Consider the following 26,364-nt stretch of genomic DNA (forward strand, 5'->3'; position numbering starts at 1 on the left):
GGGGAGGCGGACGTGACGGCGGAGATCACCTCACACGAGGAGTTGCGGGCGCTGCTGGGGGCGCCGATGCCCCGGGCGGCCGTCAAGGAACGTGCCACGCTGCACGAGCGGGACCGGCAGTGGTTGGCCGCCTCGCCGTTCTGCCTGGTCGCCACGGCCGGCGCGGACGGTAGCTGCGACGTCTCCCCCAAGGGCGACCCGGCCGGTTTCACGGTGGTGCTGGACGACCGGACGATCGCCGTTCCGGAGCGGCCGGGCAACCGGCGGGCCGACGGTTACCGCAACATCCTCGACAACCCGCACGTCGGGCTGATCTTCCTGATCCCGGGCCGGACGGACACCCTCCGGATCAACGGGCGGGCGAAGCTGGTCCGTGACGCGCCCTACTTCGACGAGATGGTGGTCCAGGGGCACCGGCCGGTGCTGGCCGTCGAGGTCGCCGTCGAGCAGGTCTTCTACCACTGCGCGAAGGCGTTCCTCCGGGCCGACCTGTGGCGGCCGGAAACCTGGCGGCCCGACGTGCTGCCCTCCCGGGCCCACCTGATCAAGGAGGTGGAGGCCCCGCCGGAGAGCCTGGCCGACCTGGAGCGCTACTACGGCCCCGGGTACGCGGAGAAGCTGTACCGCGGCTGACCACCCAGTCGACTTTCCGACGGTGATCGCCGTGGTCGGGGTCGCCGCACCCCCCTACGGTGGAACCGTCGAGAGGGGACGGTCGTGGCACAGGTCGACATCCGGTGGGGTATTCCGGGGGTGGCGGAGCAGGCGCAGGTGCTGCCCGACTCCACCCCGGCGGTTATCGGGGCGTTGGAGGCCGCCGGGCTGACCGTCGAGGTGCCGCCGTACACGGTCGACGACCTGGGCCGCAGCAAGGACCCGACGACCGCACTGGTGCTGCCGGTCCTGGTCAGCACCAGCACGGTCGTCACCGGCATTCTCGTCGACGTGCTGGTGGACCTGGTCAGGAAGCGGTTCGCCGAGCCGGCTCCCCCGTCGGCGAAGGCCCGGATCACCGTCATCCTGCCCACCGACGACGGCGGCAGCCGGGAACACCGGCTGGACGGCACGGTCGACGACGTCCTCGCCGACCTCGACAAGCTGCGTTGACCGCCCCGGCAGCCGCGACGACGGCCGCGCTGCTGGTCGGGATCGCCGCCTATCCGGACGAGCCACTGCTCAACCCGGTCGTCGACGTGTCGCTGATGACGGCCGCCGTCACCGCCATCGACCCGGCGGCCAGCATCACCCCGCTGGTCGACGAGCAGGTCACGCTGGCCCGGTTGCAGCTCGCCATCCGGCAGCTCCGCGACCATCCGGCCCCGTTCAAGATCTTCTACTTCAGCGGGCACGGCCGCACCGCCGACGACCGGATCAACGTGCTCGCCACCGTCGACGGGGAACCCGGCAACGAGGGGCTGCCGATCCAGAACTTCCCCGACATCATCCGCCAGCCCCGCTACGACCGGGACGAGCGGTGGCTCATCCTGCTCGACTGCTGCCACCCCGTACCCCTCGACCGGCGGGCCACCGGGATGGACGCCCGGGCGGCGGTGCAGATGTTCGGCGACGTGGTGCAGCGGCGGGCCGTCATCGCCGCCTGCGACCCGCTCGCCGAGGCCGCCGACGTCGGCCGCTCCGGCAGCCCGTTCACCCGGGCCGTGGTGGCCGGGCTCGCCGCGCGGGACACCCGTGGCCAGACCACGGCGAACAGCCTCTTCGACGCCGTCTGCGCCGACCTGGCGGCCCGGCACCTGCCCACCCCGCTGATGTCCACCGACCATCTCGGGCCGTTCGTCATCGTCGACGGCGGCCAGCCGCCCACGGTCATCCCGTCGGTCGAGGGGGCCGCCCGGGAGGAGATCGTGGCCGAGGCGCAGCGCTGGGCCGACGAGGCGTGGGAGCTGATCAGCCCGTCGTCGGCCGAGTGGGACCGCACCGGCTGGCAGCGGATGCAGGGCACCCTGGTCCAGACCACCGACTGGTTCCGCCGGCAGGAGGCCTCCCAACCGGACCTGCTCCGCGACGAACGCTTCCAGCGCGCCCGGCTGATGGTCCGGTCCCGGTTCACCGACCTCGCCGCGGTGCGCCCCGGCATCCGTACCGCCCGCGGCACCATCGGTCGGGAGCTGGGCCGGGGCGGGTTCGGCGTGGTGTGGGAGCTGATCAGCCCCGGGTCACGCGGGCCGGACCTGGCCTGGAAGGCGTACCACTCGGACCGGCTCGACGAGTCCGAGCGGCTGGCCCGGTTCGCCAGGGGGTTCCGGGCGATGGCCCGGCTGAAGCACCGCAACATCGTGGCCGTCCAGCAGTACCTGGAGGTGCCGCCGGCTATCGTGATGGAGCTGGTCACCGGGGGTGACCTGACCAACTACTGGGTCGACGACGCGCGCGACCGGCTGCGGCTGCTCGCCGACGTGGCGTCCGCCCTGGAACACGCGCACGAGCGGGAGACCACCCACCGGGACATCAAGCCCTCGAACGTGCTGCTCCGGCCGACGCCGCACGGCCCCGAGCCGGTGCTGACCGACTTCGACCTGGCGTACTTCCCCAAGGCGACCCGGTCGACGAGGCTGATCATCGACGAGAGCGGCTACACCGCGCCGGAGCTGGCCGACAACGACGACCCGCAGTTGCGCAAGGCCGCCTCGGCCGATGTCTACGGCCTCGGCCAACTGCTCTTCCACGTCTTCACCAGCGCCGACCCGCGCCGGGACGACGCCACCGGCAACCTCCGCCGGCTCCGCAAGGCCATCGCCGGCCAGGAACTCGACCCGGCCCTCGTCGCGGCGGTCACCGGCCTCTACGCCGAAGCCACCCAGCCGAAGGCCAGCCGGCGGCCCACCGTCACCGAGGTACGCCAGGCGCTGCTCGCCGCGCTCGCCGACACCCCCGGGTCCGCCGAGGTCCGGCGCAACGACGGGGCGTTCATGCACCAGGTGCTGGAGCACGCCCGACTGAGGTACGTGACCAGCCGGGTCGTCACCCGGCGGGTGGCCGGCGAGTGGCCGTACGAGTTCGATGCGGAGAGCCGGACCGGGTTGACCCTGCTCCGGCTGCGGGTGGACGCCCCGAACGGCCAACAGCCGGAGGGCGCGCTCTCCGTCGCCCTGAAGCTGGTCGTGCCGGCCAGCCACCAGCACCGCCGGTTCCACGGACGCTGGCTGCTGGCCTGGGAACGGGTCGGCCGGATGACCAGGGTGGACCCGGAGCTGGTCGTGCTGCATCCCCGTAGCCGGGTCGAGCAGAGCAAACGGATACCCACGCTGCGCCGGGTCTTCCCGCTCGACGGCCCCACCGACAGCGAGGCCCGCCGGATCGGGGAGCTGCTGCGCCGGACCATCTCGGCCGGGGAGCGCTGACCGGTCGGGCGCTGACCGGCCGGCGGCGGGCTCAGCGTTGCCAGGGCGGCGGGGTCAGCGTTGCCAGGGCGGCGGGACGCGGACCGAGGCCATGCCCGCCGCCGTCGCCGCCGCGACCCCCAGGTCGGTGTCCTCGAAGACCAGGCACTGCTCCGGCGGTACGTCGAGCAGCCGGGCCGCCAGCAGGTAGCACTCCGGGTCCGGCTTGGCCCGCGCGTAGTCCTCCGCGCACACCAGCGCGTCGAACCGGTCGAGCAGGCCGAGCGCGGTGAGCGAGGCGGTCACCGACTCGCGGGTGCTGCCGGAGACCACCGCGAACGGCACCCGCCGGTACGCCTGCTCGATGTGCGCCAGCACCCCCGGCACAGCGGTGAGCTGCGGCAGGAAGCTCTGGTAGGCGTCCTCCCGACGACGGGCCACCAGCTCGACCGGCATGCTCAGCCCGTGCCGCGCGTTGAGGTCGACGACGATGTCGGCCACCGGGCGGCCACCCCAGGCGTAGAAGAGGTCCTCGGGCAGGTCGCAGCCCCACTCGTCGAGCGCCGCCCGCCAGGCCAGGTGGTGCACCGGCATGGAGTCGACGATGGTGCCGTCGCAGTCGAAGAGGTAGGCCCGGAAGTCACCGGGCGGCAGGGGCAGCACCGGCCCAGGATAGCCAGGCCGGTCGGCGTCCCGCCGTGGGCGAGGTGGGCTGTCAGTGGCGCAGGAGGTCGTCGATCTCGTCGTCGAACAGCAGGCCGGGGTCGAAGCCCATCCCGGCGAAGTGGCCGGCGAGCTCCAGCGACAGGACGCCGTGCACCCGCGTCCAGAAGGCCAGGGCCTGACGGAGTGCCGCGGCCGGCAGCGTCGGGTCGGCGGCCCAGCCGCGGTGCGCGTCGAGGTGGGTCTCGAACCGTCGCCCCGACGGCGGGACGTCGCGCCGGCGGTACCCGTCGAGCACCGTCGCCATGATCTCGCCGGAGATGGCGGTGGTGTCGTCGGGGGCGTGGTAGCCGGGCACGGGTGTGCCGTAGATCAGCAGGTAGCGCTGGGGCTCGTCGAGGGCCCAGGCGCGCACGGCGCGGGCCAGCCCGGCGATGTCCGCTCCGGCGTCGGCGGCGGCCCGCAGCGCGTCGGCGAGGCTGCGGTAGGCGTCGCGGATCAGCGCGGTGATGAGCTCGTCCCGGCTGGCGAAGTACCGGTAGAGGGCCGGGCCGCTCATGCCGAGCTGCTCGGCGATCGCCTTGAGGGACAGCGCCGACACGCCGGTGGTGGCGAGCTGCTCCCACGCCCGTTGCTTGATCTCCGCCCGTACCTGGGCGCGGTACCGCTCCCGTGGACCGGTCGTCTCGGTGCCCATCCACCCCTCCACCGTCACTGTTGTTACAGGCTATCACGATCGCTATTGACGCCAGCGCGATGATAGTTATAGCCTCTAACTAGAGCGACACCAGATAGCCAGGACAAAGGAGATACGCCATGTCATCGACCACGCACCCGGTGATCAGCTGCGACGGGCAGGGGGTCGACCCGGCCGCCCGCATCCGCTACCGCTCCGAGACGCTGATCCACGCGCCGCTGCACACCGTCTGGCACCTCCAGACCGACGTCGAGCGCTGGCCCACCTGGCAGGCGCCGGTCACCGGCATCGAGCGCCTCGACGCCGGTGAACTGCGCGCCGGGTCGGCCTTCCGCTGGACCACCCCGGTCCCGGAAACCCCCATCACCCCGGCCGCCACGCTGGTCATCACCTCCACCGTCACGCACCTGACGCCGTACCGGTGCATCCGGTGGGCCGGTCCGGCGATCGGCGACGGACTGCGCATCGACAACGGCGTGCACGTCTGGACCTTCACCGAGGTCGCCGACGGGGTGCTGGTCCGCACCGAGGAGACCTGGACCGGCGACCAGGTGGAGGCCGACACCGCGACCTCCACCGCCTACCTCGGGTACGGGCTGGAGGCGTGGCTCACCGACCTCAAAACCGCCGCCGAGAAGGCCGCGACCGACCCCGGCGGGGACGCGCCGACCAGCGGGGACTGAGCAGCTCCGGCAGGACGGCGGCCGTGGTGCCGTCGGTGAACTCCACCTCGTACGCGGGCTCGGGCTTCTCGTACACCTCGATGATCGTGCCCTCGGCCCCCCGCAGCAGCCCCTCCTCAGAAAGGTCACTGTCGAGCCGCACCACGTCGAACAGCTTCACGGCCTCTCCTCACCTACCCGTCGGCAGGAGCGAAACGGTGGTCAGGCGTGGTTGATCGCTGCCGGGCTCGACGATCCATCCGGTCCGCACCGTCATGGCGCCGGCCGGCCCGGTCACCGGCACGTCGACGCTCCAGCGCTGACCGTGCTCGTCGCTCTTGCCGGCGACCGGTGTGCCGTTCCTGACGCCGGCCCTGATCTGCGCCTCGATCTGGTCGGCGTCCCCGGCCGTCAACCCGGTGGCCGAGTTGATCACCCGGAACGTGTGCCGCCCGTCCGGATGCCCGGCGTTCATCACGTACTCGGAGATCTTGCGCTTGTCGATCTCCACGTTCTCGAACCCGGGCTTCTTCTCGACATCCGCCTCGCCACTCGGTGGTTCGTACCGCTTGCCGAGCGCGTCGGCGTACTCGCGGGCGACCACCCGGCGCATGGCCGCGTGCTCGTCGACCTGCGGCCCCACATCACCCGCATCGGCCGTCGGGGCGGGCACCTCACGCGTCGGGCGGGGGCGCTCCGCCGCAGTCTCACGAACGTCCTCGACCACGGCAACCGCCCCCATCCACACCCGGCAGGGAACCCATCATCCCGCACGGACGCTCTCCGTGCGGGATGCCCCGGCGGCGGCCCGACCCCGCCGCCGAGGTTACGGCGCGACGGTACGGCTAGCTCTCGGGTAGGTGGCGGGCGCGGTGCATCGCGACGACGGCCGCCATGATCGGCCGTGGATCGCCGTAGTCACCGGACATGAACGGGTCCGGCTGCACACTCACGCCGGGCACCCCACTGGACATGTCCACCGTGCAGAGCACCGTCGACGGCTCCACGGTGCCGTCGAACACGACCTCGTAGGTGTCGTCCGCGACGGCGGTCAGTTGCCTCATCCGCGATGGGCTCACCGGAACACCCCTCCCGCTACGTATTTCTCGACCCAGGCACCGTCGACATCGTACGAGCTGCCATCGAAGGGATCGCGTACGGTGAACGATCCGTTCTCGCCTGGTTCCAACAGGACCATGTGCGCAGGGCCGCGGGGCGCCTGCACCTGCGCCGCCATCGGACCCTCCGCCGCCCGACGGACGGCATCGCTGCCGTCCACGAAATAGTGACCGGTCCAGGTGCCGTCGCCGTCGCGGTTGTTCAGCTCGTTACGCAGCGCGGTCAGGTTGGACCAGTCGCCGAGCTTCGTCAGCAGCTCCGACTGGGTGATCCGCCCGTCGGTGAGCATCTCCCCGGACGCCGACACGCACGATCCCCCGGTCTCCTGCTGGACCGCGCCACCCTCCCGGTGGTTGGTGCCGGCGTCGTACCACGGTCCCGAGCTGTCCCCGACCCTGGTGAGGTCACGGGCCTCCGCAGCGGTCTCGGCGGCCGTCGACTCGTCCCCCGGCGGGGGGCCGACCCCTTCGGTGCCCGGTTCCGACGTGTCCGGAGGCAGATCCGACGTGTCCGGAGGCAGATCGGCGGCCGGATCGTGCTGCGGGGCGGTGTCCCGGCCGCGCTCCGGGTCACCGGCGGAGTCGCCCGGAGGAGCGGTCGGATCGCCGCCCGTGTCGTCGGCGGTCTCCACCAGCGGTCGCGTCCGCCCCTCGTCGGGCTCCGGCCGATCAGGCTCCGGGTTGGACCGTGGTCCGGCGGCGTCGTGGGGTCCATCCGTGTCCCCCACGGCCTCGGCCCGCTCGGCGGCGGCAGCCTCCCGGACGGCGGCAAGTTCTCCGGCCTGCTCCCCGGCGGGCGGAGTCCCGTCCCGCTCCACGGGAGCGGCATCCTGCGATTCCCGCACACCCTGCGGCTCGTCCGGACGCTGGCCACCGTGCGGCTCGTCCGGACGCTGGCCACCGTGCGGCTCGTCCGGACGCTGGACGTCCTGCGGCTCGTCCGGGCGCTGCCCGGCGTCGGTGTCGCGGGGCCGCTGTGCCGGCTCCTCCGGCGTGGACCGTGGCCCGTCCGGCTCGCGCCCGTCGGTCGCCGCCGCGTGCTCGGACCGGGCGGCGTCGCGCGCGTCCTGCTGGGCCGACAGCTGCGACTCGGTCGGTCGACCCGGATCCCGGGCCTCCGCGCGTTCCGACTGGGCGGTCGGCTTCGGCACCTCCTGCGGCTTCGCCGGTGGCTCCGGCGGCCTCGTCTCCTGGACGCTCTCCACCATCAGCGCACCAGCTCCCCGCGCCCCGTCCCGGGCTCCCCGGGCCGCATCTCAGGCATGGGACGCCACCAGGTAGCGCTCGGGCCAGTGGCACCTGACGAAGTTCTCGGCCAGCACCGATGTGATCCGCTCGGCCCAGGCCTCCGCCTCGAACACCCCGCCCACCGCCCGTTCCAACGTCCCGGGCGTCCGCGTCCCCAGCGCCACGGTCCGCCGTACCGCCGGATCCGCGATGTCGTCGTCGAGCCACCGGCGTACCGTCGCCGCCTGCGCGCCGACCGTCTCGCCGGGGATCTCCCGGCCGTAGACCGAGGCCCACGAGGTGGACAGGGGATGGCGTGGGGCCGACGGGTCCGCCGTCGACGCCGCGTGCAGGATGTCGGCGAGCCGGGACCACCGGTAGGGGCGGGCCAGGAACGCCAACTCCTCGTCCGCGCAGACGAACACCCCGTCCAGGTAGCCGGCCATCGCGTCCAGCACGTGCCGGGCGACCGACGCCGGATCCGCCCGGGTCGACAGCACCGGCGAGCGCGCCGCCACCGCCTCGTCCACCGCGTGCGACATCGCGCACTCCCGCAGCCGGGGCGGCAGGTCGAGGAGCTGCCGGATCCGGTGCGCCCGCAGGGCCGGCGTGGGCCAGCCGGTCAGGTGGCCGAGCACCCCGAGTTCGGCCCACACCGCCAGCCAGGGCTCGTCCTCCAGGTAGCGCTGTGCCGTCCGCATGTCGCGCAGCGTGCACGCCGTGCCCCGGCAGGACGCCCCGCACGTCCCGCTCCGGCGGCCGATGACCGCGGTGACCGGGGCGGTCGGCGTCCGGCCACCCCGCTCCCGGGAGGCGCCGTCGGGCATGCGTACCAGGACGGGTTGGTCCATCCCGTCGGCGAACACGGCCGCAGTGCCCGGCGGGAGGGTGACCAGGAACTGGGACTGGCGGTCGGTGAGGTTGACGGTGGCACCGACCGCCGCACGGTCGTCGGCGGCCGGCAGCCGGTGCATGATCTTGATGGCGGTGTTCTTCACGACGTCCGGTACGAGCTTGGCGGGGATCTGCTCGGCGATGACCAGCCCCTCGCCGTACGCCCGGATCTCGGCCAGCAGCGCGGCGAACAACTCCACCGCGTGCGCCGCCGGCCCCGGCTGCTCGGTGCGCCGCAGCAACCGGTGCGCCTCCTCGAACACACTGAGATGGCGCAACCCCTGCCCGGCCAGCGACGGATCCCGGCGGTGCAGCACCCGCAGGTGTTCGGTGAGCTGGATCAGCAGGCCACCCATGAGGAACGCCTTGTCCCGGTCGTCGCCGACGTCCTCGATCTCGAAGACCACGTTGTGCCGCATCAGGCCGGCGAGGTCCAGCGGATGGCCGCCCTCGAAGAACCGGCCGGTGGTGCCGAGGCGCAGGCTGGAGAGCCGGACCCTGATGAACCCCCGGACGTTGTCGGTGATCTCCTTGCCGTACCCGATCTGGTCGACCACGACCTCCGCCGTGCGTTGCAGGTCGCCCAGCGTCGGGTAGCGCGGGTGGTGACCGGGCACCCGGGCCTCGCCGAGCGCCAGGTCCCAGCCCAGGTCCTCGTAGCAGCGGGTCAGCGCCGCACTGAGGACCTGCGGGAACGGCTCGTCGGCCGCGAACGCGGCGAGGAACAGCGCCCGGGTCAGATCCAGGTGGGTCTGCAACGGGAAGCCCTCGGCCGGGCGCAGCGGGTTGAAGCCGGCCGGGGGTGCCTCGGTGTCGCCGGGACGGACGACGATCACCCGCGGCCCGCCGATCCGGTCGGCCATCTGCCGGTACTCCGCCTTGGCCGGCTCCACCACCAGCCACGGCAACCCGTGGGCGGTAACGCCCTCCAGCAGGTGCCGCACGGTCTGCGACTTGCCGGCGCCGGTCGCCCCGCAGACGAAGACGTGCCGGTTCAGGCTGCCGCGCGGGAGTTCCAGGGCACCGACCGGTGTTCCGGTACGGTCCAGGACCGCCCCGACGGACACCGCGCCCACGCCCTGACCGGCGGTCTCCGGGGTGACGTCGAACTCGGGGCGCATCGCGAACCGCAGGCCGGACACCTCCTCGACCGGTGCCACCGCCAGCGAGGCGAGCAGCGGGGAGCCGGCCAGCACCGGGGAGTCGGGTACGTCGTCCAGGGCGAGGATTTTGTCCAGGTCGCCGGTGACCCCGGTGGGTGCCAGCGCGTACGGCTGGCGGCCCAGGTCAGCGGAGGCGCAGAGGAGCCCGGCGACCGCGCCGGCCGCTGCCGGCGAGTCGCCGCCGGCCAGCAGGTGGACCCGCCACATCCCGGTGGACCGGCCCTGTTGCAGCTCCCGGTGCCGGCGTTGCAGCCGGGCCGCGGCGATCGCCTGCTCCGGCGACTGCGCCTTGGACTGCGCCTGCCGCTCCTCCAGCGCGACCTGCCGGGCGACGGTGCCGATCTCGGCCGGCGGGACCGGTTCGGCCAGCACGAACCAGGTGAACCCGGGATGCCAGACGTGCAGCAGGCACTCGTCCAGCGTGGGCCGGACGTCCTCGTCGCGCAGCGTCGGGTCGTCGGTCAGGAGACCGTCGCTCAGCCCGGCCACCCGGGTCCAGCACGGCACCGCGCGTAGCTTCCCGAGCAGGTCCGGGCCGGTGTACGGGCGGCCGAGCGCACCAGGTGGCAGGGACAGCGGGGTCAGCCCGCGCGGGTCCGGCCCACCGCTGATCCCGCCGGCCGCGAACACCTCGACCGGCTCGGCGGCGGCGGCCCGGTGCCAGCCGAGCAGCAGAGCCTCCCCGGCGTGGTAGGCCGAGACGATGCCGGCCAGCCGTTGCCGCCGGGAGACGTCCGTTCCCGCGTCGTCCCGGGCGGACGGTGGCCGGCGCGGCAGCTCGACGACCCGGCTGACCGCGAGCCGTGCGAGCAGCGGACCGGCACCGGTCACCGGGGCCCACCCCACGGTCCCTGGTAAGGCTGCTGCCGGTACTCCGGCTGGGGCTGGTGGGTGGGTGCGGCCCCCCAGCCCGGGAGGACCGACCCGGCGACCTGCTGCGGGGTGGTCTCCGCGGCCGCCAGCGGTTGCGGCTGCGACACGGTGACCTGGCTGGGTTGCCGGCTGGCCGGGATGACCGCCTCGGTGGGGTCCGGCAACGGTTGCAGGTCGACCGGCGTCATCGACACCCGGGGGAGGGTGACGATCGCCGGGTCGACCTCGACGGCCTGCACGACCGAACCCCGACCCTCGGCCTTGACCAGGAGCATCGCGTACTCGGGCAGGTCCTGGAGCACCCGTGGCTCGACGGTGTACTCGTACACCCGCTGGGCCGCCTGGGCGTCGCTCCAGTTCGTCCCCTGGGCGAGCGACTCGGTCTGGCTCCAGTTCCGGGTCTTGTTCCAGTTGCTGCCGCGCTGGCTGCTGAACGCCATGAAGCTGCGGCTGGTGCCGGAGCTGCCGCCCTGCGACTCCGACTCGCCGTACGTGTCGGCGAGCGTGTGCGTGTCGTTGCCCCCCAGGGTGCGGGTGAGCTGGCTGAGCACGAAGCGGTGCCCCTTGCCGATGAAGTCCGCGGCCTGGGCGGCTTCCTGGTGGTTTCCGAGCCGCATCAGCGCGACCTCACCGCCGCCGATGGTGTGCAGCGACTCCTCCCGCAGGTGGCCGAAGAACAGCACCAGCCGGATGCCCCGCCGCTCGCAGAGGGTGCTGAGCTTCTCGATCGCCCGGTGGTGCACCTCGTCCGCCCCGATGATCACCAGGGAGCCCAGCGGGGCGGCATCCCGCAGCACCCGCCGCGCCAACCACTGCACGAGCAGGTCCTTGAGCAGCTCGCTCTGGGCGTTACGGCCGTCGCTGTCGGCGACCAGACAGGTCAGCTCGGCGCTCCCGAGGTCACCCGCTTCGGCGCCCATCGCCTCCAGCGGGTGCAGGAAGGCCTCGATCCGGCGCAGGTGCTGGTACATCTGCCGGCGGCTGTCGTCCGGTTGCAGGTCGAGCAGGCGCTCGCTCTCCTCCGGCGTGAGCGCGGCCTGCACCGGCCGGTCGGTGAGCACCCGCAGGGCGGCCAGCAGCCGGGCCATGCTGAGATTCGGGGCCAGCACGTCGCAGACCTCGCGCAGCAGCATCGAGTCCTGCGACCGCTCGGCCCGGCTGGGGCCCTGCGCGTCGCCGTACATCGCCTCGACCAGGCAGTCGACCAGTTCGTTCGGGGCCAGCCCGCCGACCAGGTCGAGCTGGGCGAGCTGGGACGGCAGCCGGCACTCCTGCACGGAGCGGTCGGTCGAGACGCCGAGCCCCATGAGTTCGCCGCAGAGCGCCTCGCCGGTGAAGTCGACCAGGGTCATCGGGCCGCGGGTGGCGAGCAAGGATCCACCGAAGACGGTCAGGACCGCCTCCCAGCCGTACGTCGTGCCGCCGATGATGTCGACCCGTCGGGTGCTCGCCGCCGGGGTGGCGGCGGACCACTCGTACAGGGTGTCGACCTTCGCCTTCTCCTGCTGGTCGTGCCATTGCCGCCGGGCGTCCCACGCGGCGTACGCCTGGTGGTACTCGTGCTGGGCCTGCTGCCGGGCGTTGTCGATCGCCTTGCGGGCCATCGAGGGCGCCAGACCGGCCAGCACCGCACCGCCGACACCGGCGACGAACGCGAGGAAGGCCAGGAGGGTGAAGACCAGGCTGCCGCCGTCGTTGCTGCCGCCGCTCATGCTCGTGAGGCCGCCACAGCAGAAGAACAGCACGGCCAGGCCGGTGCCCACGCCGAGCGACCAGAGCACCCCCCTGGTCGTCCACTGCTGGGCCCGCGCCAGGCGCTCGTGCAGGTGGGTCGACACCTGGCGGGGCTGCGGTGGAGGTTCCGGATAGCGACGCAGGTAGAGGTGACGATCGTTGAAGATCCAACCCAGACGTTCGCCGGGGGTGGCGAGCTTCGGCAGCGGGTCGGAATATGAAGCAACTTCGGTCATCGTTACGACTTCTGCTTTCCGAGGCGGGTAATACTGGCCAGGCGAGCAGTCAACCAACAACCGAACGAATTGAAAAGGGCACACATAGCAACGTCGTGTTTTTGTCGGCGACCAACGACGATCCCCGGCCGAACGTCGACCGGAGTCGACCGGACAGCCCCGGCGGCCTCCACTGTGTCTGCCGGGCGGCCGACCATCGTGCCCGGCATGGCTTCAGCCGCCCGGTGGGAGGATGGGACACATGGAGCGGCGTCAGCTCGTGATCGTGGTCCTGGTAGCGCTGGCCGTACTGCTGGTGCTCGCCGTGCTGGCGCTGGTGGTCAACGCGGTGAGCAGCCTATGGTCGGCGACCCGTTCCCTGACCCGGAGAGAGCGGGAGCCGGAGCCGGAGCTGCACCTGCCCGCCCGGCGCTGCCTGCCCTGCCGGGGCACCGGCTGGCTGAACCGTGAGCCGGAACGGACCCACACCTTCACCGGGGACGGTTTCGAGGACCGGCGGACCCCGGCCCGCATCTGCCCGGACTGCGGCGGGACCGGTACGAATCCGCAGGGACGAGCCGGTGGGCCACCGGGAAACAGATCGCCGCGATAGCACCCTGACCGCCCACCGGAAGTACGCGGTGGCAGGCCTCTCCTTTCCCGCCCCGCCGGTGACCGGAAAGCCCGCACCGAATGGTCGGCCCGCGTCGGGCCGACGGGCGGTCAGGAGGTGCAGAACGGTGCCGGCCGGGTGAGGCCCAGCTCCGCACAGTCCCATTCGGCGCCCTGTCCGTAGTACCGCCACCCCGTGTCGGTCGCGTAGTGGAACAGGTAGCGGACGTTGCCGCCGGCCGGGCGCGTGACGTCGGCTGCCGCCCAGGTCTGCGCGCACTGCACCCCGGTGGCCGTGAAGGACCAGCCTTTCGGCAGTTCGACCAGGGCACCGAGGGCGTCGACCGACGGGCAGTCCGGGTTCCCCGGCCCGGCGCCGCCGGGGGTGGCCGCTGGTGTCCCCGACAGGTCGGACCGGTGGCCGACGGCGAGGGCGACCACACCGCCGAGGGCGGACACCACCGCCACGGCCGCGACGCCGGTGGCGACGGCCGCCCGCCGTTGCGAGCGCCGCGAGCGGTGCAGCGCCCCCTCGTACAGGTCGGCGCTGCCGCCGTGCTCGCTCAGCTCGGCCATCGCCTGACGGAGCGGTCCGAGGCTGTCGGTCATCAGGCCTCCTCCATCACGGTCGCCAGCAGCTCGGGTGCCAGCTGCCGCAGGCGGGCCAGCGCCTTGCTGGTCTGACTCTTGACCGTGCCGACCGAGCACTGCAACAGCTGCGCGGCCTCGGCCTCGCTGCGGTCCTCGAAGAAGCGGATCACCAGCACCGCGCGCTGCCGCTGGGTGAGCTGGGCGAGCGCCTGGTGCAGGGCGAGCTTGAGATCGGTCCGGTGGGCGTGGTCGCTGCCGGGCTGCGCCACGTCGGCCAGCTCCCCGGGCAGGGACTCGGCCACCCTGCGACGCCGCCACCAGCTCACCTGCTGGTGGTACATCGCGGTCCGGGTGTACGCCTCGAAGTGCCCCGGGTCGGCCAGCCGTCGCCGGCCCCGGTGGGTCTTGGCCAGCGCGTCCTGCACCAGGTCCTCGGCGAGGTGACGGTCGCCGGTCAGCAGGAAGGCCGTCCGGAGCAACGCCGGCGAGCGGGTCCGGACGAACTCCCGGAACTGATCGTCGATCGAGTCCGCCATGCCCCGCTCGTGTCCCTTCGCGCCGCACCGACCGTCAGGGCGCGGCGGCGTGGACACGGCCGGCTGACTGTGGTGCACACCGTAGCCGGCGTGCACCACAGCCCGCGGCCGAGGGCACTGTGCTCAGTCGGAGATGCAGAACGGCGCCGGCTCGGTGAGGCCCAGGTCCTTGCAGTCGTATCCGCTGCCCTCGCCGTAGTACTTCCAGCCGGTGCCGGCCGTGTGGTGGAACAGGTAGATGCCGTCTCCGGTCTTCGTGCCCTGCGGGTCGGCCCCCGCCCAGTCCTGCACGCAGTCGACCCTGCCGAAGGTCAGGCCCTTCGGCAGCTCGACCAGCTTCTCCAGGGTCGCCCCCGAGGGGCAGGCGGCACTCTTGACGTCACCCGCCGCCTTGGTGGTCGCCGTGGACGTGGCACTCGGGGTGCGGTCCGCCGGGGCGGTCGGGGCAGCCGTCGTCGGGCCGGCGCTGGACGCCACCGGGGAAGCCGAGGCCGGAGCAGCCGTGGTCGGAGCGGAACTGGGCTCCTCCGTGGCCCCACAGGCGGCGAGTGCACACAGGGCGGTGACAGCGGGCAGCAGTAGAAGACGACGTGCGGGCATCTCGGTCCCCTATGGATCGTGGCGATCGTTGCTTACACCCGGGTACATGCGATCCATCGCCCGCGGGTTGCCGCCCGGCAGAACTTTTTCCGAGTTTCCGAGGTGGGTCGTCGGCGGCCGGGACCGTTCGGTGCGTCCGGTCGCACCGTGTCGACGGCGGTGCCGGCGGTCGGTGGGTGATGCCCGGCTCTCGGTGGCATGACCCACGCCGGGTCGGTGGCGGCGGTGGGGCCGACGGTGCCGACCGACACTCCGGTTCGTGGCCCAGGTGCGAACGGACATCCGGTTGTCGCCCGCACACCGACCGTCACAGAATTCTTGCGACCCGGGGCACCACCGAAATAGCGAGTTTTCCACACCCCGCTTTCTGACGGGAACTGTAACCACCCTTCCCCGCACACTCAGCGGCATCGAGCACCCGCGCGTGGGTGCGGGTCCTCGTAGGGAGTGACCGGGCCATGACGACCAAGATATGGAGCAGGACGAATCAGCCGGCCGGGCGTAATCCCCTCACCTGGTTCTTCCTCTGGTGTTCCGGTGTCGACCGGAACCTGATCGACACCCGGGTGGAACGGTTCCGCTACGTCGGCGTCGGCGTCTTCATCGTGCTGATCGCCAGTGTCGCCGGGGTCATGTTCACCCTCTTCGGCACCGTCATCAATGGTGGCTTCACCCCCCTGCTGCTGCCGTTCGCGGTCGGCTGGGCGCTGCTGGTCTTCTGGGCGGACCGCTCGATCGTGGCCGAGCCCCGGTACGGCGACCTCGACCCGGGCCGTCCGGGCACCTGGCGGAAGAGGCTGGGTCCACACCTTTTCCAGTACCTCTTCCGGGTGGCCATCGCGGTCGGCAGCGCGCTGCTGGTGACCGAGGCGGCGCTGCTGCTGATGTTCCAGCCGGAGATCCGGCGGGAGATGGACGCGGCCCGGATCGAGCAGGTGGCCGCGGTGCAGGCCCTCGACCGGCACGGTGAGACCCGGCAGATCGCCGAACTCCGGTCCAAGATCGAGGCGAACGACAAGCAGGTCGCCGCCGCGGAGAAGCAGGTCGCCACCGCTGCCGACAAGATGTCCGGGGAGATCGGGGGCGGCACCGGCACCCGCCGTCCGGGGTACGGCCCGATCGCGGCGGCGCGGAAGCGGGAGCTCGAACAGTTACGGAAGAGCGCGAACGCCACCCGCACCAGGGTGGACCAGGAGAACAAGGCGCTCAGGGACAAGATCGGCACCTTGGAGAACGGCCGGCAGAGCCGGATCAGCGCCAGTGTCGAGGCGATCGATCAGGACCGTGGCTGGATCACCCAGGAAAAGGCGCTGCAACGCTTCCTGAAAGCGAACAGGGACAGCTGGATGGTGCAGTGGATTCCCTGGGTGCTGCGGGTGACCTTCCTCGCGATCGACCTGTTGCCGGTGTCCCTGAAACTGTTCGCCCGCCCCACCCTCTACGACCGGCGGTTGCGGGCGCAGGCGTCGGTGGTGGCGTACCGGACCGCCCAGAAACGACAGGTCGAGCGGGACGCGGTCGACCAGGCCATGGATCTCGAACGGATCCGGGCCAACACCCGCTACGACCTGACCCGCGAGGAGGAGAGCTTCCGCAAGTCGAGCCGGCTGGGCTACCTCAGAGACGACCGCTGGTGAATCCATTCCGGGGAGGTCCGATGTCAGAGAGCACACAGGCGCTGATCGAGCGCTATCAGCGCTGGGCGGAACGGGTCCGTGCGGACGCGCAGGCCGCGACCGTGCCGGGCGAGCTGATCGAGACACAGAGGGAGCTGATCGGGTACGCCTTCGAGCTGGAGAACGCCGCTCGGGCACCGATCACGGTCGGCGTGGTGGGCGAGTTCAGCACCGGCAAGTCGCTGCTGCTCGGTGCCCTGCTGGGCAATCCGGAACTCCTTCCGGCGGCGTCGAACGCGACCACCGGCAACGTGACCGCCCTGCGGCTGAGCGCCGGTCCGCCGGGCTCGGCGGTGGCGGTGACCGGCGCGTCGGTCAGCCTGCTCTCCGGTACCCAGATCGAGGCCAGCGCCGGCTTCATCCTCGCGAAGATCGCCTCCGTGGTCGCGGAGACCCGGCTGCCGGTCGACGTCGCACCGCTGCGTGACTACAACCCGGTACGCGACGGCTGGCACGTCTTCGAGCAGTGGTGCCGCCGCTTCATCTGGCCGGACGTGGAGAACCCGGAGCTGCACGAGGCGGCGGTGCTCGGTATCCGTGACTCGGCCTGGGAGTTGCTGCGGATCCGCAACGCCCTGGACCGGGCCGGTGCCCTGGTCGATCCGGTCAACCCGGGCGTCTCCCGGCCGGTGAGCCTCGGCGAGTACGCCGCCGCGTTGGCCATCGACGATCTCCGGACCCTGCCGACCCGGTTCCCGGTCCGCCCGCCGACGGTGCCGCTGGCGGCCGGCAGCGAGCTGACCTCCGGCGTACTGCGGGAGCTGTTTCCCCTGGTCGGCCGGGTGAACCTACAGATCTCCGTGCCGGCCGGGCAGTGGCCGGTGCACGAGCTGGCCGGGCTGTGGGAGGTGGAGTTCCTCGATTTTCCCGGGCTGAACGCGCGGGGCGCCGCCCGGGACGACTTCCTCTCCGCCAGCATGCTGCGCCCGGTGCACACCATCCTGATCGTGGTGCGGGCGGAACGGCCGGACACCGAGGTGCCGACCAGGTTCCTCGCCCTACTCGCCGGGCACGGACGCGGCCGGGACGAGTTGGCTGACGCGGCGATCGTGGTCAACAACATGTTCGACCTGCTGCCACCACCGGCCGCGCCGGCCCGGCCGACCACCGTGGCACAGTTGGCGGCGGGGCACGTCGGGCTGCGGGCGGTGCTGGACACCGGGCGGGACCTGACCGGAGGCCATCCGGATCGGGTGGCGATGACCAGCCTGCTCTACGCGATCGACGTACACCGGATGCCGTTGCGGCCCGGCGGGGCGTTGGCCGCGACGCTCAGCACGCACCGCCCGGTGGTCGGAAGCCGGATGTCGGGCTGGCGGGCGGCGGCCGACGCGGTCACCCCCCGGGAGCCGGCGGAGCCGCTGAGCGACGCGCTGGTCGCGGTCGGCGAGGACGGCGGGGTACGCGCCCTCCGGGCGATGATCAGCAAGCACGTGTCGGAGCACGGGGTACGACTCAAGCTGGAGGCGCTGCGCCGGCACACCGACGCGCTGCACCACCTCACCACCCGGTTGGCCTGGCACGACCACGACGGGGCCCGGGCCACCGCCGACGGGGTGGTGGCCGACCTGCTCCAGCTCAGCAAGGATCTCGGCGAGGCGGAACGGACGATCAAAAACCGGGTGGGCTGGTTGCGGCCCGGTACCGGCGATCCGACCTGGCAGCGGCACCTGGACGAGGCGCTGGAGGAGCTGCGGGTCGAGGTGGCCGCCATCGTCTACCGCTGGTCCGGTTGGGACGAGACGTTCGCGGCGGCGCGCACCGGTCGGGTCGTCCCGCCGGTGCGGTCGGCCCGCCCACGGCCACCCGCCGCACCCGGCGGCGGGCGGGTGCACACCGAGCGGCGCCCGCACACCGACCACGACCGTCCGCAGCCCGGCCCGTCCGGCAGCCCGTTACTACTCGGCACCGAGGAGCTGCACACGCCGTTCGGTGACTTCGTCCGGGACGCCTCCCGGGTCGCCGGGCGGCTCTTCGGCCGGCTCGCCGACCGCTGGGTACGGGAGGTTTCCGAACGGCTGGAGGTGATCTGGGCGCAGAGCCCGGATCCGCTGGCCGAGCCGGGTCGGTCGGCGGCACTGGCCGCGCTCGACCCGGACGGTGGCGCCAACCGCCGGAGCTGGCTGGACAGCCTGGCCCACCTGCGCTGGGTGACCGAGCTGACCGGGCGGCAGCGGGAGGTGCTGGCCGACCCGCCCGAGCTGGAGTGGCCAGCGGCGCGGCAGCTGTTTCCCCTGTTGCCGGCGCAGCGGATGCCGTGGGCACCGGCGGCGGCCACCGACCCGTCCGGCCGGCCCACATCACCTCCCGACGCCTTCGGCAACGACCAGGGCGGTGACGTGATCCGGCTGATGCGGATGCGTCAGGAGCTCACCGACGGGGTGCTCCAGCTCGCCCGGCAACGCCTGTCACACGAGTTGACGCAGCTCGCCGACGCGATCGAGACGGAGATCTTCGAGGTGCACCAGGAGATCCCCCGGACCGCCACCATCGACCGGCTCGACACCGACCGCGCCGAGGGTACGACGCCCGGCGGTAGCCGCCGCAGCAGCGGTTCCACCTGGCACCAACTGCTACAGGACTGGCCGGACGAGCTGCGGCCGTCGAACCGGAGGGACGAGAGATGAGCGTCGAGCTGCTGTTCGAGCCGGCGGCCGAGGGCCGTACCGAGCAGACCGAGGGCGGCTACCGGATCTATCCGCAGGACGAGCAGTACCACCTGCCCCGGGTACTGATCCGGGCCGTCGACGGGCCGGTCGAGGTGTGGGACGTCGTCCTGGCCGAGGTCGGTCCGGCCTCCGGGGCGCTGGGCCAGTACCTGCGCCGTACCTACCCGGCCAGCGCCTGGCAACCGGTGCGGGTGGTCGAGGCCCAGGAGGTCACCGCTGCGGTGCCGGTGGCGGAGGACCTGTGGATCGTCGGCTCCCGCCGGTCGCTGGAGACGGTCCGGTTGACCTGGCGGGTCACCGCCGGCGGTGACCAGGTGACCGACCGGGAGTTTCCGCTGGTGCTGGAGTTCGCCACGGCCGGGGACCGGCCGGCGGGGGACGCCCCCGGCGTCGCCCGGCAGCGGGAGGGGCTGGTGGCGCGGACGCCGCTGCGGCGGACGACGACCGGGGCGAAGACGGCCAAGATGTTCGCCATCGACTTCGGCACCTCCAGCTCGACGATCACCATGGTGCGCGACGAGGAGCAGCAGCGGACCACGCATCTGCCGGAGGATCAGGACCGTCGGCTGTGCCGGGAACTGGCCGGCCTGTTGGAGCTGCCCGGCCCGGACGATCCGGCCGCGCGGGACGAGTGGCGTGGCCTGGTCGCCGACTGTGTCAGTCAGGTGGGGCAGCAGGTGGGGCAGCTGCCCCCGTTCGACCACGACCCGGTCGACTCGGTGCGGCAACTGGTCGGGCACCTGCGCGCCGACATCCAGGGCACGGAGCAGGCCAGGGCACAGCTGCGGGACCTGACGTTGATCGGCCTACGGCCCGGCCTCAGCACCAACGCCGAGCTCCGTCGCTGGCTCGCCGGGGAGCTGCACCGCCGGGTGGACGAAGCGCTGTTCACCCCGGCGCTCACCGGCCTGGCCCAGGTGCCGTTGCAGGACCTCGGCGACAGGTACGCGGTCAGCAGCACCGCGTACGTGCTGCGACCGGGCGCGGTGACCCTGCACCAGCCGGCGTCGGACGACACCACGCTGGTCAGCGTGCTGCCGGGGCTGAAGCGGACCCTTGGGCAGCCCCGGCCGCTCGCCGCCGACCTGCTGGGGCTGGACTGGGATCCCGCGCCCCGGGAGCCGGCGACCAGCGAGTTCCTGCTGCTGCACGTCTACCACTGGCTGATCGACCGGGCGCTACGGTTCGCCGCGGGACGGCACCAGGATCAGCTCCCCGACGCCGCCCACGTGCTGGTGACCTATCCGACCACCACTCCGCCGACCCAGCGGGAGCGGCTGGCCAGGCTGCTCCAACGCGACCTGGAGGTGCCGAAGCCCGACCTCACCTACGACGAGGGCGTCGCCGCCGCCATGTACTTCGTCCTGCGTGAGCTGCGCGGCAGCGTGCAGGAGGGGTTGGAGCGGTTCCGCAGCCGCAGCCGGCCGATCGACGGCCACCACCACCCGACCTGGCGCCGGGTGGTGCTGGTGCTCGACATCGGCGGCGGCACCACCGACATCGCGCTGCTCGCCCTGGACCTGGAGGACCAGACCCCGGAGGCGGTGACCGATCCGCGGGCCGGCCGGTCGTACGTGCTCACCCCGCAGGTGCTCGGCTCGACCGGGCACCCCCAGCTCGGCGGGGACCTGCTCACCCTGCGGGTCTACTACTGGCTCAAGGCGTTGCTGGTGGACGCGCTGGTCGAGACGCTGCCAGCCGACCAGCGCCGGAACCGAGAGGGCAGCTGGCCGGGCGCCAGCCGGGCACCGGACGGCAGCTACCGCCCGCTGGCCCCGTACGTGCTGGCCAACCAGACCCTCGATCCGGTGCCGGAGGCGGTCGCGGTGGCGTTGCGCGCGTTGCTCCCCACCGATCTGGAGTCCGGCGGCAGGGCCCCGGCGTTCGAGCGGCTGTGGCACGAGGCCGAGACGGCGAAGATCGCGTTGGGCGCGCTGGCGGCCGACGCGGAGTCGGTGACCGTCCACGACACCCGGCTCGACCTGGTGCTCCAGAACACCGGTGGGGCCGGGTCGGCGCTGCCCGCGTCCCGGCTCACCGCACCCACGCTGCGGCTGTCCGGGCGGGACTTCGCCCGGCTGGCCCGGCCGGTGTTGACCAAGGCGGCGGACCTCGCCGCCGAGCTGGTGGTGGTCGGCCTGCGGGAGCGGCCGGACGACTCTCTCGACCAGGTCTTCCTCTCCGGTCGCAGCGCGCAGATGCCCCTGGTCGGCCGGTTGGTCGCCGACGCCCTGGCGCAGGCCCTCAACCAGCGGACGGATGCCGGCGGATGGGACCGTTCGTCGTTGGTGGTGGAGCGGACCAACGCCAAGCAGGCCGCCTCCATCGGTGCCTGCTGGGCACAGGAGCAGCGGAACCTGCGGGCCACGGGGACCAGGGACGACGCCCTGGTCGGCGCGCTCAACGAGGGCGGCAGTGTGGTCCTGGTCAATGTGGACAACATGTTCCTCTCGCTGCCCTGCCACTTCTTCCTCCGGCAGCCCGACGGGGCGCGGGGGCAGCGGTTGCTCACCGCCGGCACGCCCTGTCGGTACAGCGACCGGCAGGGCAAGCTGGCCGCCCGCAGCCGCTGGTACCTGGTGCCGCGCAACCTGCGGGTGCACCGTGACCTGGGCGCCGGCGAGTCGATCGAGTGGGGCGACTTCCGCTACCACCTGATCACCCACGCGCTGCGCCAGACCGGGATCACCCTGCCCGGCGAGCCCCCGGCCGACCTCTACTTCCAGCTCCAGGTCGACCAGGACCTCACCCCGACCCTGTTCCTCTGCCGGGGCGGCTCGCCCGACTTCCTCATGCACGAGAGCGGCGTCGACATCAGCCGGCTGCTGCCGGCGACCGGGGGCGGCCGGGCGGTGGTGATCCACGCGGAGGGGACGCCGGTGGGTCGTACCTCGGCGCGGGTGGCGGGCCGGTCGGTGGCGTTACGCCTGGACGGCCCGGAACCCTGGTTTCCGCACCGGATCCAGACCCTGCACCCGGATGCCGACCCGATCGCCGGCCTGGTCGGCGAGGTGCCGCTGCCCGAGCCGGAGGTCCGGTCGTCCGGCGTCCGGGGTTGGCGGTTCGAGATCAGCGATGGCACCGGCGGTACGGTCCACCGCACCGAGCTGCGCGTTCCGGACGGCCCCTACGACCGGGCGATCCGCTACTTCGCCTCGCTGGACCAGAGCGGCTGCCTGCGCGTGCACCGGGGCTATCCGCGTTATCTGACCACCACCCGCTTCGTCGACATGCTCAGCCACCCGGGCACCGTGTTCCACACCTCGATGACCCGGGGTGAACCGGTGTGGAAGGACAGCTGGGATCCCTTCAACGGGAGGCACTGATGAGCGCCGAGCGGCCGAGGGTGGTCTCCGCCGACCAGGCGCTGACGGCCCTGTCGACGGTGCTGGCCACCCCGGGGGAACGGGCCGAGCGGGTCCGGGCGGTCGTGGCGCGGTTCGGCGCGGAGCTGCACCAGGTGTTGTGGCCCCGGCCGACCGATCCGGCGCACCCGGACGCCGTGGTCGCCCAGTTGATCGAGTCGGTGCTCGACTGGCTGGCCCACCAGCCGACGCAGGCCCTGGCCGGGGATGCCGGAGTGACCGGCCGGACGCAGCCGTCGGAACCGGTCACCAGGTCACCGGCAGGTGACGACGGCAACGGCGACGACTCCCGGGAACCGGGGAGCACCGGGGATCCGGAGGGTGGCGGGGAAGCCGCCGACGGTGGAGCCCCCGGCCGGGTCCACGACGCCGGCCCACCCGCCGGTCAGGACGAGGCGACGGTGGCCGGCGCGGTCCCGGACGGCCCGGCGTACGAGATCGGGCGGTTGTTCGACGAGTTCCGCGCCGATCCGGCAGTGGCGCCCTGGCGGGACGTCCCCGTGCCGACCGACCCGGCTGGCCGGTGGCAGTGGATGTGGCTGACCTGCCTGGCCCTCGCACCGAAGGAGGCGGCCCGGTTGCGCCGCCGGTTGCGGGCGGCGACGGACCCCGACAACCACCCGGCTCCGTCGGCGGACGGCCTGGTCCCGGCCGCACCCCGGTTCGACAGCCCGGCGCTGCCGCTACCCTGTACGGAGCCGAGCCCCGAGGTCGCCGAGATAGCCGGCGGCGACCGTCAGCTCGGTTGCCTGGTCACCGACGCGCTCACCCTCGCCGACAGCGTGGCCGGGCTGGCGCACAGCCTGAACGTCACGGGCCGCCGGCCCATGCCGAGGCTGGACGAGCCGGGGCAGCGTACGCACTACCGCGCAGCCCTGCTCCGGCAGCTCAGCCAGTACGTCAACCAGGCATCGACCGACCCGGCAGGCAGGCTGCGCTGGCTGGTCAACGTGGACGAGGCGGTCCGCTCGATCTTCCCCTGCCCACCACCGGAGCCGGACAGTTGGTGGCGGACCGAGTTCGCCCGGCGCTGCACGGACCTGGTCCGGGAGCGGTTCGACGCGTACGCCGGAAGGGCGGTGCTCCACGTGCCGGATCACGGCTACCCCGCACTGTGGAACGGCGCCGTCGCCACCGAGACGGACATCGAGGTCGTCCCGGGCGGTGTCGATTCCGCCAAGCAGGTGCGCTGGGTGCTACGGGTGGCCCACCACATCGACGAATTCGACGGGCGGGGCAGGGTGATCTACTCGCGCTGACCGCCCGTACGGATGATGTAACCCCACGTCGTCGGTCAGTAGCCTTCGGGACGCCCGCTGACCGACGGCTGCTGGGGAGTCGCCGTGATCCAAGACCGCACCGGCCGGGCCGGCACCTGGCCCACCGGTAGTTTCCTGGCCCGGCTGACCGCCGACGACCAGGCGGTGCTGCTGGCCGCCGGAGCGCCTCGGTCCTGGACCCCGGGTGACCTGCTGTTCCGGCAGGGTGACGCGGGTACGTCGGTGGTGCTGATGCTGCGCGGCTACGTCAAGGTACTCGGCCGCAAACCGGACGGACGGCCGATGCTGCTCGCCGTCCGGGTCGCCGGTGACCTGCTCGGGGAACTGGCCATTCTCGACGGTGAGCCGCGGTCCGCCTCGGTGGTGGCGGCGGCCCGTGCCGCCGGCCGGGTCATGCCGGCGGCCACTTTCCGTAGCCTGTTGCAGGAGCGGCCGAGCATCGCCGACGCGGTGCACCGGTCGGTCACCGCCAAGCTGCGGATGGCCAACCGGCACCGGGTCGACGTCGGCGGTGACCTGGTGCTGGTCCGGATCGCCCGGCTCATCGCCCATCTCGGTGAGGTGTACGGCCGCCCGGTGCCCGAGGGAACCCTGATCGACCTGCCGCTGAGCCACACCGACCTGGCCGAGTTGGTGGCGGCCGCCGAACCGAGCGTGCAGCGTGCCCTGGCCGACCTGCGCCGCCTCGGCGCGGTGACGGTCGGCTACCGCAAGGTGGTGATCCGCGACAGGCAGGCGCTGTCCACGGTCGCCGCGACCGCCGCCTGACCGGCGGCGCGCCCACCGGACCGCACCGACCGGCGGGCGGGTCAGCCGGTGGGCGGGCGGGCCGTGCGGCCGATGGGTCGGCCGATGGGTGGGTCAGCCGGCCAGCACGCCCAGGGCGAGCAGGGTGAGCGCGGTGGTCACCATGACCGACACCCAGCTGAGTGACTTGCTCACGTGCCGGTTCTTGGTCATGGCGATGTCGGCCAGCATCCGGGCCAGCGCCCAGGATTCGGCGCAGAGCGCCGCCGCGCCGGCCGGGCCGGTGGTGTCGGCGGTGCCGGCGGCGATCGCCGGAAAGGCGAACCGGTTGGTCGGAGCCGGTGGGGTGAGGCGGGGTCGCAGTCCCTGCATGAGGTGGTAACCGGAGACGAGGAAGGCCAGCGTGAAGGCGAGCACCGCCGGTGCCGCGAGCAGGCTCAGCGACCGTGGCTCGACCAGCAGCCCGACCACCTGGTCGAGCTGACTGGCCAGCACCGCGGTCACGCCGGGATGCACCACCAGCAACATGCTCACCTTGCTGTCCGCCTGCTGGGTGGCCAACTGGAACGATGAGTTGATCATCCCGACCACCATCAGTTCCTCGCTCGGGCTCAGCGGTGCGTCGGTCGGGTGCCCGCCCGGGGCCGCCGGCTGGTTGTCCATGTGGCATTCCTCCTCAGTGGCCTCCAGGGCACCACGGATTCCGGCCCGGCCCGGCATCACCTGACGGGATCGCACCAGATCACTGGTCCTGGTCGTCGTCGTGCTGCTGGTGGTGATCGTCGTCGTGGTCGTGGTCGTGGTCGTACCAGTGGGACGACACGTCGTGCTCGGAGCCGGTCCCGCCGACGTCGCTCCCGTCGTGCTCCGGGTGCTCGTCGAACAGCTCGTCGGGCAACTCGGCATGGCCGAGGCCAGGGCCGTGGTGGTTGTGGTGACCGTGCTGATGGTGCCCCGAGTGGGTGCCGCCTGCGGGCGGGTCGTCGACCGAGCCCGCGTTGACGGTCAGATGGCCCTGGTAATAGACCTGCCCGGCGGTGAAGAGGCCCTGCACGGTGATCGCGGTGGCCATTCCGTCCCACCTGACCTTCGGCGCACGCGGATCCGGTGCCGGTGCCGACCGGGGAAGGTGGATCCACGCCCGCTCGACCTGATCATGCCGGAGCTCCACCGGAAACGGGGAGAAATGCTCCCGGCTCAGGCCCGGATAGTTCTGGCTGATCAGATCCGCGTAGAGATAGTTCGGCACCACCAGCGCCAGGTCACTCTCCCGGTGTTCGTCCAGCGCCGCCTTCAACCTCGGCGCATTGATGAGGTCCCCGACCAGGATCGGCGCCGGACCGTGAAATCCGTTGCCGGCGTACGCGGTGGCCCCCTCGACGATCGCCATCCGCAACCGCATCCGCCCGAACTCGCCCGCATCGCCGTTGTTCTCGTAGAGCGCGTGCCGAAAACCGAGCACCAGTGCCGGCACCACCGCCGCCTCGTTCACACCGGGCTGGAACACCATCAACCGGCCGTCGCCGCTCTCCTGCGGAATGACCCGGTGCACCTGCGCACGCTTGCAGGCGTACTGGGCGATGCTCAGCAGCCGCCGCTGTCCCTGGTACTGCGCGGGGGCGGTACGGGTGCTGTACTTCTCGATGTCCACCGCCACCAACAAACGGCGAATCGCCGGGGCCTGATCGGTCATCGTGGTTCGTC

The 26,364-nt window shown here is 72.5% G+C and carries 23 protein-coding genes; 10 read left to right on the forward strand and 13 right to left on the reverse strand.

Features of this window, described 5'->3' with window-relative positions; all coding sequences use genetic code 11:
• The first annotated feature begins 12 nt into the window (after positions 1-12).
• The 3 genes from GA0070623_RS15995 (at position 13) to GA0070623_RS16000 (ending at position 3,359) form a co-directional block, all read left to right on the forward strand.
• On the forward strand, positions 13-633 hold the full coding sequence (locus tag GA0070623_RS15995; RefSeq protein ID WP_067300291.1) for a pyridoxamine 5'-phosphate oxidase family protein: 621 nt from the start codon (positions 13-15) through the stop codon (positions 631-633).
• 84 nt (positions 634-717) lie between these two features.
• Positions 718-1,107: a hypothetical protein gene (locus GA0070623_RS30385; protein ID WP_172898411.1), complete on the forward strand. Its 390-nt coding sequence runs from the start codon at positions 718-720 to the stop codon at positions 1,105-1,107.
• Entirely contained in the window at positions 1,104-3,359 is a 2,256-nt protein-coding gene (locus GA0070623_RS16000; protein ID WP_067300294.1) for a protein kinase domain-containing protein, read from the forward strand. The genes GA0070623_RS30385 and GA0070623_RS16000 overlap by 4 nt, the downstream gene beginning before the upstream one ends.
• 54 nt (positions 3,360-3,413) lie before the next feature.
• On the opposite strand, the gene GA0070623_RS16005 is transcribed toward GA0070623_RS16000, so the two are convergent.
• Both GA0070623_RS16005 and GA0070623_RS16010 read right to left on the reverse strand, forming a co-directional pair.
• On the reverse strand, positions 3,414-4,001 hold the full coding sequence (locus GA0070623_RS16005) for an HAD family hydrolase (RefSeq protein ID WP_269458960.1): 588 nt from the start codon (positions 3,999-4,001) through the stop codon (positions 3,414-3,416).
• 52 nt (positions 4,002-4,053) lie between these two features.
• Positions 4,054-4,698 carry a TetR/AcrR family transcriptional regulator gene (locus tag GA0070623_RS16010; RefSeq protein ID WP_067300295.1) on the reverse strand — a complete coding sequence of 215 codons (645 nt, stop codon included), beginning with the start codon at positions 4,696-4,698 and terminating at the stop codon, positions 4,054-4,056.
• 119 nt (positions 4,699-4,817) lie between these two features.
• On the opposite strand from GA0070623_RS16010, the gene GA0070623_RS16015 reads away from it, so the two are divergent.
• A complete protein-coding gene (locus tag GA0070623_RS16015; protein ID WP_067300297.1) occupies positions 4,818-5,381 on the forward strand; it encodes an SRPBCC family protein in 564 nt (187 codons plus the stop codon).
• Here GA0070623_RS16015 and GA0070623_RS16020 read toward each other — a convergent pair.
• The 6 genes from GA0070623_RS16020 to GA0070623_RS16045 all read right to left on the reverse strand — a co-directional run bounded on the left by GA0070623_RS16020 (position 5,317) and on the right by GA0070623_RS16045 (position 12,605).
• Positions 5,317-5,541 (reverse strand): DUF4926 domain-containing protein, encoded by a 225-nt coding sequence (locus GA0070623_RS16020; RefSeq protein ID WP_084260965.1) that lies wholly within the window; start codon positions 5,539-5,541, stop codon positions 5,317-5,319. The genes GA0070623_RS16015 and GA0070623_RS16020 overlap by 65 nt on opposite strands.
• A gap of 9 nt (positions 5,542-5,550) precedes the next feature.
• Complete coding sequence (locus GA0070623_RS16025; RefSeq protein WP_157517413.1) at positions 5,551-6,033, reverse strand: DUF6883 domain-containing protein; 483 nt, start codon at positions 6,031-6,033, stop codon at positions 5,551-5,553.
• A gap of 172 nt (positions 6,034-6,205) precedes the next feature.
• Positions 6,206-6,424 (reverse strand): hypothetical protein, encoded by a 219-nt coding sequence (locus GA0070623_RS16030; protein ID WP_067300301.1) that lies wholly within the window; start codon positions 6,422-6,424, stop codon positions 6,206-6,208.
• An 11-nt stretch (positions 6,425-6,435) separates the two neighbouring features.
• Positions 6,436-7,686, reverse strand: a complete 1,251-nt coding sequence (locus GA0070623_RS16035; RefSeq protein ID WP_089004084.1) for a hypothetical protein — start codon at positions 7,684-7,686, stop codon at positions 6,436-6,438.
• Positions 7,687-7,734: 48 nt separating this feature from the next.
• Positions 7,735-10,593 carry an ATP-binding protein gene (locus tag GA0070623_RS16040; protein ID WP_157517414.1) on the reverse strand — a complete coding sequence of 953 codons (2,859 nt, stop codon included), beginning with the start codon at positions 10,591-10,593 and terminating at the stop codon, positions 7,735-7,737.
• Positions 10,590-12,605 carry a hypothetical protein gene (locus tag GA0070623_RS16045; protein WP_157517415.1) on the reverse strand — a complete coding sequence of 672 codons (2,016 nt, stop codon included), beginning with the start codon at positions 12,603-12,605 and terminating at the stop codon, positions 10,590-10,592. The genes GA0070623_RS16040 and GA0070623_RS16045 overlap by 4 nt, the downstream gene beginning before the upstream one ends.
• A gap of 241 nt (positions 12,606-12,846) precedes the next feature.
• On the opposite strand from GA0070623_RS16045, the gene GA0070623_RS16050 reads away from it, so the two are divergent.
• Positions 12,847-13,197 carry a hypothetical protein gene (locus GA0070623_RS16050; protein ID WP_067300309.1) on the forward strand — a complete coding sequence of 117 codons (351 nt, stop codon included), beginning with the start codon at positions 12,847-12,849 and terminating at the stop codon, positions 13,195-13,197.
• A gap of 110 nt (positions 13,198-13,307) precedes the next feature.
• Here the strand turns inward: GA0070623_RS16050 and GA0070623_RS16055 are convergent, their stop codons facing one another.
• The 3 genes from GA0070623_RS16055 to GA0070623_RS16065 form a co-directional block, all read right to left on the reverse strand.
• A complete protein-coding gene (locus GA0070623_RS16055) occupies positions 13,308-13,805 on the reverse strand; it encodes a hypothetical protein (RefSeq protein ID WP_067300310.1) in 498 nt (165 codons plus the stop codon).
• Positions 13,805-14,323, reverse strand: coding sequence for a SigE family RNA polymerase sigma factor (locus tag GA0070623_RS16060; RefSeq protein WP_067300312.1), 519 nt, complete (start codon positions 14,321-14,323; stop codon positions 13,805-13,807). Before GA0070623_RS16060 ends, GA0070623_RS16055 begins: the two co-directional genes overlap by 1 nt.
• Before the next feature lie 123 nt (positions 14,324-14,446).
• The gene (locus GA0070623_RS16065; RefSeq protein WP_089004085.1) at positions 14,447-14,800 is read right to left on the reverse strand and encodes a hypothetical protein; all 354 of its coding nucleotides are present in this window, start codon (positions 14,798-14,800) and stop codon (positions 14,447-14,449) included.
• Positions 14,801-15,381: 581 nt separating this feature from the next.
• On the opposite strand from GA0070623_RS16065, the gene GA0070623_RS16070 reads away from it, so the two are divergent.
• The 5 genes from GA0070623_RS16070 to GA0070623_RS16090 all read left to right on the forward strand — a co-directional run bounded on the left by GA0070623_RS16070 (position 15,382) and on the right by GA0070623_RS16090 (position 24,681).
• The gene (locus GA0070623_RS16070; RefSeq protein WP_084260967.1) at positions 15,382-16,560 is read left to right on the forward strand and encodes a DUF4407 domain-containing protein; all 1,179 of its coding nucleotides are present in this window, start codon (positions 15,382-15,384) and stop codon (positions 16,558-16,560) included.
• A gap of 20 nt (positions 16,561-16,580) precedes the next feature.
• A complete protein-coding gene (locus GA0070623_RS16075) occupies positions 16,581-19,226 on the forward strand; it encodes a P-loop NTPase family protein (RefSeq protein WP_067300320.1) in 2,646 nt (881 codons plus the stop codon).
• On the forward strand, positions 19,223-22,594 hold the full coding sequence (locus GA0070623_RS16080) for an acetate and sugar kinases/Hsc70/actin family protein (protein ID WP_067300322.1): 3,372 nt from the start codon (positions 19,223-19,225) through the stop codon (positions 22,592-22,594). Before GA0070623_RS16075 ends, GA0070623_RS16080 begins: the two co-directional genes overlap by 4 nt.
• Positions 22,594-23,892 carry a hypothetical protein gene (locus tag GA0070623_RS16085; RefSeq protein WP_067300323.1) on the forward strand — a complete coding sequence of 433 codons (1,299 nt, stop codon included), beginning with the start codon at positions 22,594-22,596 and terminating at the stop codon, positions 23,890-23,892. The genes GA0070623_RS16080 and GA0070623_RS16085 overlap by 1 nt, the downstream gene beginning before the upstream one ends.
• Before the next feature lie 84 nt (positions 23,893-23,976).
• Complete coding sequence (locus tag GA0070623_RS16090) at positions 23,977-24,681, forward strand: Crp/Fnr family transcriptional regulator (protein ID WP_067300324.1); 705 nt, start codon at positions 23,977-23,979, stop codon at positions 24,679-24,681.
• Between the two features lie 93 nt (positions 24,682-24,774).
• On the opposite strand, the gene GA0070623_RS16095 is transcribed toward GA0070623_RS16090, so the two are convergent.
• Positions 24,775-25,323 carry a hypothetical protein gene (locus GA0070623_RS16095; protein WP_157517416.1) on the reverse strand — a complete coding sequence of 183 codons (549 nt, stop codon included), beginning with the start codon at positions 25,321-25,323 and terminating at the stop codon, positions 24,775-24,777.
• A 79-nt stretch (positions 25,324-25,402) separates the two neighbouring features.
• Positions 25,403-26,353, reverse strand: coding sequence for a hypothetical protein (locus tag GA0070623_RS16100; protein ID WP_067300328.1), 951 nt, complete (start codon positions 26,351-26,353; stop codon positions 25,403-25,405).
• Positions 26,354-26,364 lie beyond the last annotated feature (11 nt).

The organism is Micromonospora rifamycinica (assembly GCF_900090265.1).
GTDB classification, from domain to species: Bacteria; Actinomycetota; Actinomycetes; order Mycobacteriales; family Micromonosporaceae; genus Micromonospora; species Micromonospora rifamycinica.

What these genes read in the sequence shown, in the direction of transcription:
- GA0070623_RS16010 (WP_067300295.1), bottom strand. Translation starts at nt 4,698, where the DNA reads ATGGGCACCGAGACGACCGGTCCACGGGAGCGGTACCGCGCCCAGGTA.
- GA0070623_RS16015 (WP_067300297.1), top strand. Translation starts at nt 4,818, where the DNA reads ATGTCATCGACCACGCACCCGGTGATCAGCTGCGACGGGCAGGGGGTC.
- GA0070623_RS16030 (WP_067300301.1), bottom strand. Translation starts at nt 6,424, where the DNA reads ATGAGGCAACTGACCGCCGTCGCGGACGACACCTACGAGGTCGTGTTC.
- GA0070623_RS16035 (WP_089004084.1), bottom strand. Translation starts at nt 7,686, where the DNA reads ATGGTGGAGAGCGTCCAGGAGACGAGGCCGCCGGAGCCACCGGCGAAG.
- GA0070623_RS16045 (WP_157517415.1), bottom strand. Translation starts at nt 12,605, where the DNA reads ATGACCGAAGTTGCTTCATATTCCGACCCGCTGCCGAAGCTCGCCACC.
- GA0070623_RS16050 (WP_067300309.1), top strand. Translation starts at nt 12,847, where the DNA reads ATGGAGCGGCGTCAGCTCGTGATCGTGGTCCTGGTAGCGCTGGCCGTA.
- GA0070623_RS16055 (WP_067300310.1), bottom strand. Translation starts at nt 13,805, where the DNA reads ATGACCGACAGCCTCGGACCGCTCCGTCAGGCGATGGCCGAGCTGAGC.
- GA0070623_RS16060 (WP_067300312.1), bottom strand. Translation starts at nt 14,323, where the DNA reads ATGGCGGACTCGATCGACGATCAGTTCCGGGAGTTCGTCCGGACCCGC.
- GA0070623_RS16070 (WP_084260967.1), top strand. Translation starts at nt 15,382, where the DNA reads ATGACGACCAAGATATGGAGCAGGACGAATCAGCCGGCCGGGCGTAAT.
- GA0070623_RS16075 (WP_067300320.1), top strand. Translation starts at nt 16,581, where the DNA reads ATGTCAGAGAGCACACAGGCGCTGATCGAGCGCTATCAGCGCTGGGCG.
- GA0070623_RS16080 (WP_067300322.1), top strand. Translation starts at nt 19,223, where the DNA reads ATGAGCGTCGAGCTGCTGTTCGAGCCGGCGGCCGAGGGCCGTACCGAG.
- GA0070623_RS16085 (WP_067300323.1), top strand. Translation starts at nt 22,594, where the DNA reads ATGAGCGCCGAGCGGCCGAGGGTGGTCTCCGCCGACCAGGCGCTGACG.
- GA0070623_RS16095 (WP_157517416.1), bottom strand. Translation starts at nt 25,323, where the DNA reads ATGGACAACCAGCCGGCGGCCCCGGGCGGGCACCCGACCGACGCACCG.
- GA0070623_RS16100 (WP_067300328.1), bottom strand. Translation starts at nt 26,353, where the DNA reads ATGACCGATCAGGCCCCGGCGATTCGCCGTTTGTTGGTGGCGGTGGAC.